The sequence below is a fragment of the Streptomyces sp. NPDC051662 genome, assembly GCF_040681655.1.
Taxonomy (GTDB): Bacteria; Actinomycetota; Actinomycetes; order Streptomycetales; family Streptomycetaceae; genus Streptomyces.
Genome location: NZ_JBFAZD010000007.1, coordinates 307,672 through 322,037, shown reverse-complemented (window position 1 = coordinate 322,037; position 14,366 = coordinate 307,672). Strand labels below are relative to the sequence as shown.

At 71.0% G+C, this 14,366-nt stretch carries 12 protein-coding genes; 10 read left to right on the top strand and 2 right to left on the bottom strand.

What is annotated here, in order from left to right; all coding sequences use genetic code 11:
* The first annotated feature begins 35 nt into the window (after positions 1-35).
* From AB0M67_RS14780 to AB0M67_RS14765, 4 genes are read left to right on the top strand one after another with little or no spacing between them, the layout of a single operon-like run.
* Positions 36-1,361: an extracellular solute-binding protein gene (locus AB0M67_RS14780; protein WP_365745732.1), complete on the top strand. Its 1,326-nt coding sequence runs from the start codon at positions 36-38 to the stop codon at positions 1,359-1,361.
* Positions 1,361-2,302, top strand: a complete 942-nt coding sequence (locus AB0M67_RS14775) for a sugar ABC transporter permease (RefSeq protein ID WP_365745731.1) — start codon at positions 1,361-1,363, stop codon at positions 2,300-2,302. The genes AB0M67_RS14780 and AB0M67_RS14775 overlap by 1 nt, the downstream gene beginning before the upstream one ends.
* Positions 2,299-3,144, top strand: coding sequence for a carbohydrate ABC transporter permease (locus AB0M67_RS14770; protein WP_365745730.1), 846 nt, complete (start codon positions 2,299-2,301; stop codon positions 3,142-3,144). The genes AB0M67_RS14775 and AB0M67_RS14770 overlap by 4 nt, the downstream gene beginning before the upstream one ends.
* A gap of 33 nt (positions 3,145-3,177) precedes the next feature.
* Complete coding sequence (locus AB0M67_RS14765; RefSeq protein ID WP_365745729.1) at positions 3,178-4,209, top strand: LacI family DNA-binding transcriptional regulator; 1,032 nt, start codon at positions 3,178-3,180, stop codon at positions 4,207-4,209.
* A 31-nt stretch (positions 4,210-4,240) separates the two neighbouring features.
* Here AB0M67_RS14765 and AB0M67_RS14760 read toward each other — a convergent pair whose 3' ends face one another.
* The gene (locus AB0M67_RS14760) at positions 4,241-5,173 is read right to left on the bottom strand and encodes an EamA family transporter (protein WP_365745809.1); all 933 of its coding nucleotides are present in this window, start codon (positions 5,171-5,173) and stop codon (positions 4,241-4,243) included.
* Between the two features lie 76 nt (positions 5,174-5,249).
* Here AB0M67_RS14760 and AB0M67_RS14755 point away from each other — a divergent pair, with 76 nt between their 5' ends.
* The 6 genes from AB0M67_RS14755 to AB0M67_RS14730 all read left to right on the top strand — a co-directional run bounded on the left by AB0M67_RS14755 (position 5,250) and on the right by AB0M67_RS14730 (position 11,728).
* Positions 5,250-6,107: a LysR family transcriptional regulator gene (locus AB0M67_RS14755; RefSeq protein ID WP_365745728.1), complete on the top strand. Its 858-nt coding sequence runs from the start codon at positions 5,250-5,252 to the stop codon at positions 6,105-6,107.
* Positions 6,108-6,247: 140 nt separating this feature from the next.
* A complete protein-coding gene (locus tag AB0M67_RS14750) occupies positions 6,248-7,303 on the top strand; it encodes an iron chelate uptake ABC transporter family permease subunit (RefSeq protein WP_365745727.1) in 1,056 nt (351 codons plus the stop codon).
* Between the two features lie 17 nt (positions 7,304-7,320).
* A complete protein-coding gene (locus AB0M67_RS14745; RefSeq protein ID WP_365745726.1) occupies positions 7,321-8,415 on the top strand; it encodes an iron chelate uptake ABC transporter family permease subunit in 1,095 nt (364 codons plus the stop codon).
* A 24-nt stretch (positions 8,416-8,439) separates the two neighbouring features.
* On the top strand, positions 8,440-9,252 hold the full coding sequence (locus AB0M67_RS14740; RefSeq protein WP_365745725.1) for an ABC transporter ATP-binding protein: 813 nt from the start codon (positions 8,440-8,442) through the stop codon (positions 9,250-9,252).
* 24 nt (positions 9,253-9,276) lie between these two features.
* Positions 9,277-10,320: an iron-siderophore ABC transporter substrate-binding protein gene (locus tag AB0M67_RS14735; protein ID WP_365745723.1), complete on the top strand. Its 1,044-nt coding sequence runs from the start codon at positions 9,277-9,279 to the stop codon at positions 10,318-10,320.
* A 142-nt stretch (positions 10,321-10,462) separates the two neighbouring features.
* The gene (locus tag AB0M67_RS14730) at positions 10,463-11,728 is read left to right on the top strand and encodes an acyltransferase (protein ID WP_365745722.1); all 1,266 of its coding nucleotides are present in this window, start codon (positions 10,463-10,465) and stop codon (positions 11,726-11,728) included.
* A 141-nt stretch (positions 11,729-11,869) separates the two neighbouring features.
* Here AB0M67_RS14730 and AB0M67_RS14725 read toward each other — a convergent pair whose 3' ends face one another.
* Positions 11,870-14,047, bottom strand: coding sequence for an FUSC family protein (locus tag AB0M67_RS14725; RefSeq protein ID WP_365745721.1), 2,178 nt, complete (start codon positions 14,045-14,047; stop codon positions 11,870-11,872).
* Positions 14,048-14,366: the final 319 nt, after the last annotated feature.

The following is a 14,366-nucleotide window of genomic DNA, read 5'->3' as shown; positions in this document are numbered from 1 at the left end:
AGTCAGGTCGGGGACCATCGTCAGGGGAGAAACCCATGCAATTCACCACGCGCGGACGCCTCGTGGCCCTATGCCTCACCATCGCGCTCGGCGCCACCACCCTCGCCGCCTGCGGCTCGGGCGACGGGGACGACGCGGAGTCCGGTTCCGACGGTCCCGTCTCGCTCACCTACTGGGCCTGGGCGCCCGGTATGGACAAGGTCGCCGACATCTGGAACACGACGGAGGGCAGGAAGACCGGCGTCACGGTCACGGTCAAGAAGCAGGCGTCCGGGGACGATCTGGTCACCAAGATCATCACCGCGGCCAAGGCGAAGAAGGCCCCCGACCTGGTGCAGGCCGAGTACCAGGCGCTGCCGACACTCATCAGCAATGACGTACTGGCGGACATCTCCTCGGACGTCGCCGACGCCGAGGGCGAGTTCGCGCCGGGCGTCTGGCAGCAGACGACGCTCGGTACGGACGCCGTCTACGCGGTCCCGCAGGACTCCGGGCCGATGATGTTCTACTACCGCGCGGATCTCTTCGAGGAGTTCGGGCTGACGGTGCCCACCACCTGGGACGAGTTCGCCGACACAGCGCGTGCCCTGAAGAAGAAGGACCCTTCCAAGGCGCTGACCACCTTCTCCAGCAATGACGCCGGACTCTTCGCCGGACTCGCGCAGCAGGCGGGCGCCGCCTGGTGGACGACGGAGGGCGAGACCTGGAAGGTCGGGATAGCCGACGCCGCGACGGAGAAGGTCGCGGACTTCTGGGGCGGGCTGGTCAAGGAAGGGGCCATCGACAACCAGCCCATGTACACACCCTCCTGGAACAAGGCGCTCAACACGGGCAGGCAACTCGCCTGGGTGAGCGCGGTATGGGCGCCAGGCACCCTGACCACCGCGGCGCCGGACACCAAGGGGAAGTGGGCGATGGCCCCGCTGCCGCAGTGGAGCGCGGGAGAGCGGAAGACGGGCAGTTGGGGCGGCTCCTCCACGGGCGTCACCAATGACTCCGGCCACAAGAAGGCCGCCGCGCGGTTCGCCGCCTGGCTGAACACGGACAGCCGCGCGCTGGCCGCGCTGGTGAAGGAGGGCGGGATCTATCCGGCCGCCACCGCCGCGCAGACGGGCGGCACACTGAGCGCGGCCCCCGGCTTCTTCCCCGACCAGCCGGACTTCTACGCCGAGGCGGCCGAGATCGCGAAGACCACCGTGCCCTCCGCGTGGGGGCCGAATGTGAACGTCGCGTACACCGCGTTCCGTGACGCCTTCGCCTCGGCGGCCAAGAACAGGTCCGACTTCGGCGCGGCCCTCGGCGTCATGCAGCGGGACACCGTCGCCGACCTGGAGAAGCAGGGCTTCGAGGTCACCGGGTGATGGCCACGGACGTCCGCCGCGACGGGCCGCGGCGCGCCGGATGGCGGGTGCGGGGCGCCCCGTATGCCTTCCTCCTCCCCGCCGTTGTGCTGTTCGCGCTCTTCTTCGCCCTGCCCATCGGTTACGCCGGTTATCTGAGCCTGCGAAAGGTCGAGGTCAAGGGGCTCGGACTGGGTTCGGGAGCGCGTCAGGAGGTGTGGGCGGGGCTCTCCAACTACACCGCCGCGCTCGCCGACTCCGAACTGCTCGGCAGTGCGCTGCGTGTGCTGGGCTACGGCGCGATCGTCGTACCGTCGATGCTGGGGCTCGCGCTCGTCCTGGCGCTGATGCTGGACGCCGAGCGCACCCGGCTCGGCGGTTTCTCCCGGCTCGCGATCTTCCTGCCGTACGCCGTCCCCGGTGTGATCGCCGCGCTGATGTGGGGGTTCCTCTATCTGCCGGACGTCAGCCCGTTCCACTATCTGCTCGACAGGGCGGGCCTGCCGGCGCCCGATCTGCTGGACGGCGGACCGCTCTACGCGGCCCTGGCCAATATCGCCCTGTGGGGCGGCACCGGCTTCAACATGATCGTCATCTATACGTCATTGCGCTCCATCCCGGTGGAGATCTACGAGGCGGCCCGGCTCGACGGTGCCTCGCAGCTCCAGACGGCCCTGCGGATCAAGATCCCGATCGTCGCGCCCTCGCTGGTGCTGACCTTCTTCTTCTCGATCATCGCGACGCTCCAGGTGTTCAGCGAGCCCACCACGCTCAAACCGCTGACCAACTCGCTGTCCACCACGTGGTCCCCGCTGATGAAGGTCTATCAGGACGCCTTCGTCAAGGGAGACATCTATTCCGCGGCGGCCACCTCGGTGGTCATCGCCGTCATCACCCTCGTACTGTCCTTCGGCTTCCTCAGGACCGTGGGCTCTCGTTCGAACCGGGGAGAGACCCAGTGACCGCCAGCGCCACCCGCCGGATCGCCTGGGTGCCGACCGTGGCCCTGCTGATCGGCGCCCTCTACTGCCTGTTGCCCGTGGCCTGGGTCGTGATGGCCGCGACGAAGTCCGGCCGGGAGCTGTTCTCCACCTTCACCTTCCTGCCCGGCACCGGGTTCACCGACAATGTCGCCGACCTCTCCGCGTACCGCGACGGCGTGTACTGGCGGTGGATGCTCAACTCCCTCTTCTACGCGGGGTTCGGCGCCCTGCTGTCGACCGCGGTGTCCGCGCTCAGCGGCTACGCGCTCGCGGTCTACCGCTTCCGGGGCCGCGAGACCCTCTTCAACGTACTGCTCGCGGGCGTACTGATGCCGCCGGTCATCCTGGCCGTACCGCAGTATCTGCTGATGGCGAAGGCCGACATGGCCGACAGCTATCCGTCCGTGCTGCTCCCGCTGATCCTCTCGCCGTACGGGGTCTATCTCGCCCGGATCTACGCGGCGGCGGCCGTACCGTCCGATGTGGTGGAGGCGGGGCGGATGGACGGCGGCGGTGAGTGGCGGATCTTCCGGTCGGTGGCGCTGCCGATGATGGTGCCGGGTCTGGTGACGGTCTTCCTCTTCCAGTTCGTCGCCGTCTGGAACAACTTCCTGCTCCCGTACATCATGCTCGGCGACGACCGGAAGTTCCCCGTCACTCTGGGCCTGTACACCCTGCTCCAGCAGGGCTCCAACACCCCCGCCCTCTACACTCTGGTCATCACCGGTGCGCTGCTCGCGGTGCTGCCGCTGATCGCGCTGTTCCTGGTCATCCAGCGGTTCTGGAGCCTGGATCTGCTGTCGGGGGCCGTAAAGTCCTGACGCGACAGGCACGATCATGAGAGAACGACAGGTATGAGCCGCACGGGCAGCAACGGCCGGCGCAAGCCGCCCACCATCCATGACGTGGCACGGGAGGCGGGTGTGTCACGGGGCACCGTCTCGCGCGTGCTCAACGGCGGCCATTATGTGAGCCCGGCGGCGGAGGAGGCGGTCAACGCCGCGATCCGCAGGACCGGGTACGTGGTCAACCGGCACGCCCGCAGTCTGATCACGGGCCGGTCCGACTCGGTCGCCTTTCTGCTCACCGAACCGCAGGAGCGCTTCTTCGAGGACCCCAACTTCAATGTGCTGCTCCGCGGTTGTACGCAGGCGCTGGCGAACCATGACATTCCGCTGCTGCTGATGATCGCGGGTACGAAGGACGAACGGCGCAGGATCACGCGGTACATCACCGCCGGTCATGTGGACGGTGTGCTGCTGGTGTCCAGTCACTCCGGGGACCCGGTCGCCGAGCGACTGCGCGCGGCGCGCGTCCCGCTGGTGGCCTGCGGCAAGCCGCTGGGGCAGAGTTCACGGGTCAGCTATGTCGCGGCCGACGACCGGGACGGAGCGCGGGAGATGGTCCGCCATCTCGTACGGAGCGGACGTCGGCGGATCGCCACGGTGACCGGTCCGCTCGACACCCCGGGCGGCACCGAACGGCTCGCCGGATACCGGGACATCCTCGCCGAGTCCGGTGTCGAGGCCGATGAACGGCTGATCGCCACCGGTGACTACAGCAGGGCGAGCGGCGAGTCGTGCGCCGCCGAACTGCTGCGGCGGGCACCGGACTTGGACGCGATATTCGTCGCGTCCGATCTGATGGCGCAGGGCGTGCTGAGCGCGCTGCGGGACGCGGGCCGCCGGGTGCCCGACGATGTGGCGGTGGGCGGGTTCGACGACTCACCGGCGGCGCTGGACACCCGGCCCGCCCTCACCACGATCCGCCAGCCGTGGGACCGCATCAGCTCGGAGATGGTGCGGGTACTGCTCGCGCAGATCGGTGGGGAGGACACGGCCACGGTGATTCTCCCCACCGAACTGGTGCGGCGGGAATCGGCCTGACGCGCCCGCGGGACGGGTCCGGACAACCGGCTCAGCCCCGTACGGAGCCGTCGGCCGACGGGCCCCGGCCGGTGGTGAGGACGCTGACCGTGTTGGCGGTCACGATCGCCGCGATGGCGAGCCATTCGACCACGTGCGGGGTCTGGTCCAGGACGACCAGGCCCACCAGGGCCGCGAGCACCGGGTTGACACTCATGAAGACGCCGAAGAAACGGGCCGGGATCCTGCGCAGGGCGAGCAGGTCGGCGAGGAACGGGACCGCTGAGGAGAGAATGCCCGCGATGGCCGCGTAGCCGAGCGCGCCCGCCGTCGGCGGGTGGTGGACGAGGACGGTGACACCGACGGGTATGTACAGCAGCGCGGACAGCCCGGCTGCCGCCGCCGAGCCCTGCGCACCGGGGATCCGGCTGCCGACGGTGCGGTTGAGCAGGATGTAGGAGGCCCAGCACACCGCGGCCAGCAGTCCCAGCGCGATACCCGGATAGTCGGTGGTCGGCTGGGGACGGGCCAGTACGACGACGGCGGCTCCGGCGATCAGCGCGCAGCCGAGGTCCACCGCCCGGCGCGCGGCGGCCAGCGCCACGGCCAGCGGTCCGAGGAACTCCAGCGTGACCGCCAGCCCGAGGCCGATACGGTCGATCGCGGTGTACAGCGACAGATTCATCGTGGCGAACACCACCGCGAGGCAGAGCACGGGCCACCACTGCCGCCAGGTGAACGAGCGTACGCGTGGACGGCCCACGGCCAGCAGCACGGCTCCGGCCACCCACTGCCGTACGGCCACCACCCCCGCGGGTCCGATCACCGGGAAGGCGAGGGCGCCGGTCGCCGCGCCGACCTGGTTGGACAGTCCGCTGCCGAACATCATCGCCACGCCGGCCAGCCGGCCTGAGCGGCCGGAAACCCGGTGGGAATCACCGTCGGGAGTCCCCGTGCCCCCGGCCCGTCGCGCGCGCACAGACATCTTCATGCGGCGGAGCATGCCCGCTGGTACACCCGAGCGAATAATGTCCGGGCGCCGCCATTTATACGCTGAGGTTATGGATATGGAGCTGCGGCATCTGCGCTGTCTGGTCGCGATCGTCGAGACCGGCAGTTTCACCGACGCCGCGATCGAACTGGGTGTCTCGCAAGCCGCGGTCTCCCGCACCCTGCTCTCGCTCGAAGAGATCCTGGGTGTGCGGCTGCTCCACCGCACCAGCAGGAGCGTCACCCCCACCACCACGGGCGCACGGGTCCTGACACGGGCCAGGCACCTGCTGGCGGAGGCGGACGATCTGATGGCCGAGGCCACCACCGGTCACACCAGGCTGCGTATCGGCCACGCCTGGTCGGCCATGGGCCGCCACACCGCGGAGTTCCAGCGCCGCTGGGCCGTCCTGCGCCCGGATGTGGAGCTCCGGCTGATCCGTATCAACTCCGCCACCGGCGGTCTGGCCGAGGGCCTCTGCGATCTCGCCGTGGCCCGCGCCGCCTTCGACGAACGGCGCTTCGCGAGCGCGGTCGTCGGCAGGGAGCGCCGCTACTGCGCCCTGGCGGCCGACGACCCCTGGGCCGGGCGCCGCTCCCTGAGGCTGGACGAAGTCCGGGAACGGACGATCCTCGTCGACCGGCGTACCGGCACCACCACGGCCGGTCTCTGGCCGGACGGCCCCCCGCCGACAGTGGAGTACACCCAGGACATAGACGACTGGCTGGCGTTGATCGCCACCGGCCGCAGCATCGGGATCACTCCGCAGAGCACTGTCAGCCAGTACCGACGCCATGGGATCGTCTTCCGGCCGCTGCGCGACGCCCCGCCGATCGCGGTCCGGCTCATCTGGCCCCGGCACGACCCCCATCCGGCGACGGACGCCGCCGTCACCCTGCTGACCGAGCTGTATCGGCCTCCCCGGTGACCTACCCGCGGGGCCTTCAATGTTAGGGTCACCTTACTTTTTGGACGGTGAGGTTCCGCCCGGTGGACAGCCGGTGGCGGAGAGGCAGTGAGGGCGGCTCGTATGCGCGGTGGCACGATCGGTTCGAAGGCCGTCGGGGCGTGACGGCGGACTCGCTGACCGGCGTGGACACCGAGAAGGCCGGTCGTACGGCCCGGAGCCGTCCGTTGCTCGCCGCGGGCCTGCTGGCGACCGCGGTCGTACTCGCGGTGGTGACCTGCGCGAGCCTGGTGATCGGTTCGGGAGACGCGGGCGCGGGTGATGTGCTGCGCGCGCTGCTCGATACCGATATGTCCGACAAGGGGCAGCTGATCGTACGGGAGGTGCGCGTTCCGCGTACGGTCGCCGGTCTTCTGGCGGGCGCGGCGCTGGGCTTGGCCGGGGCGGTGATGCAGGGGGTGGCCCGTAATCCGCTGGCCGACCCGAGCCTCCTCGGGATCAACGCGGGTGCGTCGGTGGTCGTGGTGTTCGCGATCGGTGTGCTCGGGCTGGCTGAGCCGTCGCAGTACATCTGGTTCGGGTTTCTCGGTGCGCTCGGCGCGGCCGTCCTGGTCTATGGCGTCGGTTCGCTCGGCCGGGAGGGCGCCACGCCCGTGAAGCTCGCTCTCGCCGGCGCGGCGACCACCGCCGTCCTCACCTCGCTGACCACCGCCATGCTGCTGGCCGACCGTCAGACCTTCGACCAGTTCCGCTTCTGGCAGGTCGGCTCGATCGCCGACAGGGACACCGCGGTGCTCTGGCAGGCAGTGCCGTTCATCGCCGTGGGAGCCGTGTTCGCGCTGGCGCTGGGGCCACGGCTGAACGCACTCTCGCTCGGTGACGACCTCGCGCGGGCGCTGGGGCAGCGGGTGGGCCTGGCCCGGCTGGCGTCGGCCGCGGCCGTGGTGCTGCTGTGCGGCGCGGCCACCGCGATCGCCGGGCCCATCGGCTTCGTCGGCCTCCTCGTCCCGCATGCCGCGCGGGTCGTCACCGGCCCCGACTACCGCTGGATCCTGCCGTACAGCCTGCTTCTGGCGCCCGTTCTCGTGCTGATCTCGGACATCGTGGGGCGCGTCATCGCCCGGCCGGGCGAGGTACAGGTGGGGATCGTGACGGCCGCCATCGGCGCGATTCCCTTCGTGCTGCTGGTGCGCCGCCGCGATCTGGTGGAGCTGTGAGGGAGTTGACGGCGGAAGTGACACGTGACGTGGCCGGAGAGACACGGCCCCCCGGCGGCGCGGTCACGGAAGAGCGACTGGCCGGTGCCGTACGGGAGGTCGCCCTCGTCCGCCGGGCGGGCCGGGCCCGTGCCACCACCGTCTCGGTCACCCTGCTGGCCGCCGTGTTCGCCGCGCTGTGTCTGGCGCTGTCGGTGGGCGATCTCGTCGTACCGCTCCGCGAGGTCGTCGCCACCCTGGCCGGTGGGGGCGACCCCGGTTCGCGGTTCGTCATCATCGACCTGCGGCTGCCGCGCGCGCTGACCGGTCTGCTGGTGGGGGCGGCGTTCGGTCTCTCGGGGGCGGTGTTCCAGACACTGCTGCGCAACCCGCTGGCCAGCCCCGACATGATCGGTATCACCTGGGGCGCGAGCGCCGCCGCCGTGTTGGCCAGTGCGGTGTTCGGCGTCAGCGGTTTCCCGCTCTCGGTCAGCGCGCTGGCGGGCGCGGTGCTGACCGCGGTGGCGATCTACGCACTGGCCTGGCGCGAGGGTGTCGCCGGATACCGGCTCGTGCTGGTCGGTGTCGGCATCGGCTCGGGGCTGTCCAGCCTGGTCTCGTATCTGCTGACCAGCTCGGCGGTGACCGAGGCGCAGAAGGCCCTCGCCTGGCTGGCGGGCAGCCTCAACGGTGTGTCCTGGCAGCAGCTGTGGCCGCTGCTGGGCGCCATGGTGGTGCTCGTACCGCTGACCTTTCTGGCGGCCCGGGCGCTGCCCACGTTGCAACTCGGCGACGACACCGCGCGGGGGCTCGGCGCTCGGGTGGAGCGCGGCCGACTGGCCCTGATCGGCTGCGCGGTGGCGCTCGCGGGGGTGGCGACGGCCGCGGCGGGACCGGTGGGTTTCGTGGCCCTGCTGTCGGCGCCGATCGCACGCCGGCTCCTGCCGCGCCAGGGCGCCGCCCTGCTGCCCGCCGCGCTGACGGGGGCGTTGATCGTGAGCGTCGGTGACTTCGCGGCACAACATCTGCTGGGCTCCGTCCAGTTCCCGGTGGGCGTGGTGACGAGCCTGATCGGCGCCCCGTATCTGCTGTGGCTGCTGGCCCGGTCGAACCGTGTGGGCAAGGGCGGCTGATCGATGGAACGGAAGGATCTGCGCATGAGTGCGGAGCACACGCTGGCGGCGCGGGACGTCCGGCTCGGCTATGGCGGTCGCGAGGTCGTCAGCGGGCTGAGTCTGGACCTGCCGCCGGGTGCGATCACCATGATCGTCGGCCCGAACGCGTGCGGGAAGTCCACCCTGTTGCGTTCGATGGCCCGGCTGCTCGCGCCGTCCTCGGGCAGTGTGCTCCTGGACGGCAGGAGCGTCCAGGAGATGCCGACCAAGGAGGTGGCGTCGGTGCTGGGCATCCTGCCGCAGAGCCCGGTGGCGCCGGACGGCATCACGGTGAGCGATCTGGTGGGCCGCGGCCGCTATCCGCACCAGGGGTGGTTCCGCCGCTGGACGGCCGAGGACGACAAGGCCGTGGCACGGGCGCTGCTCGCCACCGATGTGCTGGAGCTCGCCGGGCGGCCGGTCGACGAGCTGTCCGGTGGCCAGCGGCAGCGGGTCTGGATCGCCATGGCGCTCTCCCAGCGTACGGACATCCTGCTGCTGGACGAGCCGACGACCTTCCTCGACATCAGCCACCAGCTCGATGTACTGGACCTGCTGACCGATCTGAACCGTGAGTTCGGCTCCACCGTCGCGGTCGTCCTGCACGATCTGAATCTGGCCTGCCGGTACGCCGACCATCTGGTCGCGATGAAGGACGGGCGGATCGTGGCGGAGGGCGCTCCCACCGAGATCGTGACGGCGGAGCTGGTCACGGAGGTGTTCGGGATGCGCTGTTCCATCGCCGAGGACCCCGCGTCGGGCACGCCCATGATCGTGCCGATCGGGCGTCATCACATCACCCCGGTTCAGGCATGATTTAGGCTAGGCTAACCTAAGTCCATGTCATCGAGAAAGAACCCCTCCGCTCCCCCCGCACACCGCTCCCGGCCGGCTTCCGTCGCGCTGTGGGCCGTACTCGCCGCCCTCGTCGTGGGGTTGACGGCCTGCGGCACAACGTCCGACTCCGGCTCCGGCAGCAGTTCCGCGGAACCCGCGTCCGGTGCCGAGGACGGTGCCTTCCCCGCCACCGTCGCGACCAAGTTCGGCGACATCACCGTGAAGAAGCGGCCCGAGCGCGTCGTCGCGCTGGGCTGGGGCGATGCCGAGGCCGTGCTCTCGCTCGGCGGACAGCCCGTCGGAGCCAGCGACTGGCTGGCGTTCGGCGGTGACGGCGTCGGCCCCTGGGCCAAGGGCCTCTACAAGAAGAGCCCTCAGCTGATCGGCACACTGGAGCCGGAGTTCGAGAAGATCGCGGCCCTCAAGCCCGATCTGATCCTGGACACCAAGTCCAGCGGCGACCAGGCCCGTTACGACACGCTCAGCAAGATCGCACCCACCGTCGGCGTCCCGAAGGGCGGCGACCAGTACAAGATCTCGTGGCGGCAGCAGACCGAGATGGTGTCGGCCGCCCTCGGTGTTCCCGCGAAGGGCAGGACGCTCATCTCCGAGACCGAGAAGAAGTTCCGTGACTCGGCCGCCGCCCACCCCGAGTTCAAGGGCAGGACCATCACCCTCGGCTCCCGGACCAGCGACGGATTCGGCGCGTATGTGCACGGCACGGGCCGCACCGACTTCGTCGAGCGCCTCGGCTTCAAGAACAACCCCGCGGTCGACGCCAAGGCCGGCGCGTCGTTCTACATCGATGTCTCCCGCGAGAACCTCGATCTGCTCGACGCCGATCTGACGGTGATGACGCCCATCGGGATACCCGCCTCGAAGATCAGCGACGACCCGCTGTACCGGGCCGTTCCCTCCGTCAAGGCCGGCCGATCCGTGGTGTTCGACGACGAGACCCTCAGCGCGGCCTTCTCGACGGACTCGGTGTTCTCGGTGGCGTACGCGCTGGAGAAGGTCGTGCCGCTGTTCGCCGAACCGCTGAAGTAGCCGCCGGCCGCCCCGGACGGACAGATAGTGCCGGACGGACCGGCGGTGTGGGACGGGCAGGAGGTGTGGGACGGACGGGTGGTGTTTCTGAGTTTTCGGTTAACTCCCGCGTGCTTCGCCGCATCGTGGGCACGGGCACTGAATGGACTCCCCACCCACCGCGGACACACGAGGCAGCGCGGGCGCCGCTGCCGCACACCTACCCGACCGGACCGGACACCACACCACCCGGCCCGCTGTCGCCCTGGCTCTCCTGCCACGACGGATCGAGGGCCGACTCGTCCGGGGCGGGCGCGGCTTCCCCTCCGCGCTACGGGCCGAGGGCCGGGTCCGGGGTGTGGACGGTCTGCGGGCGCTGGCCGTCGCGGTGGTCATCGTCTATCACCTGGAACCGGGCCTGCTGCCGGGCGGCGCCCTCGGGGTGGATGTCTTCTTCACCATCAGCGGCTTCGTCATCACCCGGCTGCTGCTGGCCGAGTTCGCCCGTACCGGCGATGTCGCCATGCGGTCCTTCTACTGGCGGCGCTGGGTGCGGCTGGTCCCCGCCCTGCTGGCCGTCTGCGCGGTGTGCGCCGTGCTGGCGCTCACCACGGGGCTGCCGAGTTTCGACAGCCCCTGGGTGGCGATCACGCTGGCCGCCACCTTCCTGATGAATATCGTCAGGGCCGCCCAGCCCGGCGTCTATTCGAGCGACACCTCTCTGCTGTCCCACAGCTGGTCCCTGAGTGTGGAGGAGCAGTTCTACCTGGTCTGGCCGCCCGTTCTGGTGCTGCTCCTGCGGCGGGTGGGCGCGCGGACCGTGCTGCTCTGCGCCGCGGTGCTGTGTCTGCTGCCGCTGGTCTGGCGCGTGATCCTGTGGAACCCGACCGCGGCGCACCGTATCTACAACGGCGTCGACACCCGCGCGGACCAGCTGCTGGCCGGTGCGGTACTGGCGATCCTGGTGGCCCGGCTGCATACGGACGACCCGCGGCTGGCCGCGCTGCGACGCTGGTCGGCGCGGCTGGCCTGGCCCGCGCTCGGGGTCCTGGCGCTGATCGTCCGGTACGTACCGATGACCGGCACGAGCGCCTGGACCGTGCCCTGGTACACCGTCGGCTTCCTGGTGACCGCCGTGCTGTCGGCGACGGTGGTGGCGGCGCTGGAACTCCAGCCGCGTACCTGGCTCTCCCGGGGACTCTCGCTGGCCCCGCTCGCCTGGGTCGGCCGCAATCTCAGCTATGGCCTCTATCTGTGGCACTACCCGCTCAGCCGGCTCGTCTCCGATCTGGGTGTGAGCGCCGCGTGGCACACGACCGCCACGGTCGCCGCCAGCCTCGCCGCCGCCACGGCCTCCCACTACCTCATCGAGAAGCCGCTCACCCGGCGCGCACGCCCCCGGCCCGCCGCCGTCCCGGCGGTCACCTGACGGCATGACGGTGTGAACGGTGTCACGGGCGGCACGGGTACATGGACGGGACGGGCACACGGACGGGACGGGTACATGGACGGAACGGGTACATGGACGGGACGGGACGCGGTCGCCGGCCGGGGTGGTGACGGCACCGGCTCAGGCGACGGTGGTCAGGGACTGGATACCGTGCAGCTCGGTCATCACATCGCGCAGCGAACGGCAGTCCTTCGGGACCGGGGGCAGCGTGGGCATCGGGGTGCCACGGCCGCCCTCCAGCGCGTCCGCCATCGCGGCCAGCGCTCCGGTGACCCACCGTGCCTCGGTGGCCGTGGGCAGGGGCACTCCTTGCTCGACCCGTACGGCGCAGACGGTGGCGGCGTCGACGACGCGCTCCGCGCGTGCCATGACGGCCAGCCAGTCGTGGCGGTGTGCGCGGTGGAGCCCCGGCAGTTCGGCCGCGGCCGTCTCCGCAGCGGCCCGCGCCTCGGAGAGCGCCCGGTACGCGGCGTACCGCAGCGCGATGCCCTTCGCGTCGCCGCCGCGTGGCGCCGCCGAGGTGTCGGGCGCGGTCGCCGGGCCGGTCCTCGGGCCGGTCCTCGGGCCGGTCCTCGGGCCGGTCCTCGGGTCGGTCCTCGGGTCGTCCAGTACGTGCCGCAGATACCGTTCCGTGTGGCGCAGCGCGACGGCGAAGCGGTGGCCGACCCGCACCCGTGGATCCGTCAGACGCGGAAGGTGGCCGACGAGCAGCACGATCCCGCAGGCGAGTGCTGTGTCCAGCAGCCGCGCGGCCGTCGCCTCGGTGTCACCCACCGCATAGACGAACGAGAGGACGAGCAGGGTCACCACCGCGGTCTGGAAGCCGAAATGGCGGGTGGCGACCGGTATGAGCGCGCCGCCCGCCACGACCACGGCGACCAGCCACCACAGGCCGCCGAGTCCCGCCATGGCCAGGGTGAGGACGGTGAAGACGAGCACGCCCGTCGCGGTGCCGGCGACACGGTTGACCACACGGGAGAAGAGCGGCCCCAGATCGGGCTTCACCAGAAAGGCGGCGGTGGCCGGGAGCCAGTACCAGTGGGTCTGGTGGAGGCTGAGCGCGACGGCCGCGCTGGCCGCCACGCAGAGGGCCACGCGCAGCGCGTTCTCGCGCCTGGCGGGGGCGAACGCGCGGCCGAGCGTACGGAGCACGCCGGGCCCGGTCAGCTCCTTCAGCGCCCGGCGGGCGCTTCGGGGGTTCAGGGACGCACGCGGGGGAAGCGCCGGACGCGTCGGCTCGTACGGTACGCGCGATACGGGCGGTATGGGCACCACCGGCGGCACGGGCGTCTCGCGCGGCGCCGTGCGGTCGAAGATCACCGCCGCGGTCAGCAGCGCCCGGTCGAACGCGCCGCGCTGGACCGTGTCGGATACGGGGCTCGCCAGTGCGCCGGGGGCTGAGTCGGCTCGTACGGCAATGGCCAGCAGGCGCGGTGCGTTCGCCACCTGCGGGGGCAGCGGCCTGCCCTCCCACAGCAGTGCGATCCCGGCCTCGCACAGGGCGGTGGCGGCGGCGAAACGTTCCGTGACGCGGTGCGCCTGTGCGGAGCCGCGGCCCTCGCGCCGGCCGTGGAAGGGCAGCAGCCGCATCAGCCACAGTGACTCGTCGGCGCGGTGCTGTGCGGCGATCAGCCGGCGGCGGGCGGACTCCGCACCGGGTCCGCCGAGGGCGTGGAGGGCGTCGGCGAGCGCGTCGAAGACCGCGGCGACGGCCTCGCGTTCGCCCTCACGGCGGGCGCCGCGCCGCAGGATGTGCCGTGGGGCGCGCAGCAGGAAGCGCAGCAGCAGGAGCCAGACCGCGCCGCCCAGATAGCAGACCGCCTTGAGCCACGCGGGGCCCGGTATCGGCATCCCGGCGCCGATCGCCGCGGTGACCAGACACTGCATGGCCGCCGCCGACCACACCGGGCCGGTCACACTCAGCGCGCCGGAGAGCCACCCGACCACGAAGAGCGCGGGTACGGCGGTCCAGCGGCTGTCGGCGTCGGCGAGCAGTCCGCCGCACAGCAGTCCGAGGGCGCCGCCGACGGCGGGCAGACCGATGTGGACCACACCGGTACGCCGGGTACCCGGCCGGTCGTTGACACCGGCGAGCATCGCGCCGAGCCCGGCGAGTACCGCCTGGCTCAGGTGTCCGGTCAGCAGGCCGAGCGCCAGCAGCGGTCCTGCGCTCAGTGCGCCACGGAGCATGGCGGTCCACGGGATGGGCGCGGAGCGCCAGCCCAGAGGGTGCGTGAGCCACGCGGGCAGGGACCGCGGGGCGGAGGACGGGGGGCGGGAGGAAGGCGGTGCGGACACGAGTCTCCTGTACGACCGGTCTCATGGAGCGGGGGAAGCAGACCGGCGGGCAGCGGTGACCGCGTGTCTCCGACCGTAACACCAACGCTTGTCCTTCGAGCCGCCGTTCTGTTACGCGCGGATGTCACACGCGTTCCGGGGCGGTGCGGCCGGCGGACGACGAGGTCCCGGGCCGATGAGGTCCCGCAAGTCGATGAGTTCCTGCGGTCGATGAGTTCCTGCGGTCGGTGAGGTCCCGCGGCCGGTGAGGTTCCCCGGTCGGTGAGCTGCCGGATCCGTTCGGGCCGCCCGGATCTCCGTGCGACCACCACACCGCCGA

Excerpts from the sequence above, each read along its gene's own strand:
- AB0M67_RS14780 (WP_365745732.1), top strand. The coding sequence starts at position 36 with ATGCAATTCACCACGCGCGGACGCCTCGTGGCCCTATGCCTCACCATC.
- AB0M67_RS14775 (WP_365745731.1), top strand. The coding sequence starts at position 1,361 with ATGGCCACGGACGTCCGCCGCGACGGGCCGCGGCGCGCCGGATGGCGG.
- AB0M67_RS14765 (WP_365745729.1), top strand. The coding sequence starts at position 3,178 with ATGAGCCGCACGGGCAGCAACGGCCGGCGCAAGCCGCCCACCATCCAT.
- AB0M67_RS14760 (WP_365745809.1), bottom strand. The coding sequence starts at position 5,173 with ATGTCTGTGCGCGCGCGACGGGCCGGGGGCACGGGGACTCCCGACGGT.
- AB0M67_RS14755 (WP_365745728.1), top strand. The coding sequence starts at position 5,250 with ATGGATATGGAGCTGCGGCATCTGCGCTGTCTGGTCGCGATCGTCGAG.
- AB0M67_RS14740 (WP_365745725.1), top strand. The coding sequence starts at position 8,440 with ATGAGTGCGGAGCACACGCTGGCGGCGCGGGACGTCCGGCTCGGCTAT.
- AB0M67_RS14735 (WP_365745723.1), top strand. The coding sequence starts at position 9,277 with ATGTCATCGAGAAAGAACCCCTCCGCTCCCCCCGCACACCGCTCCCGG.
- AB0M67_RS14730 (WP_365745722.1), top strand. The coding sequence starts at position 10,463 with ATGGACTCCCCACCCACCGCGGACACACGAGGCAGCGCGGGCGCCGCT.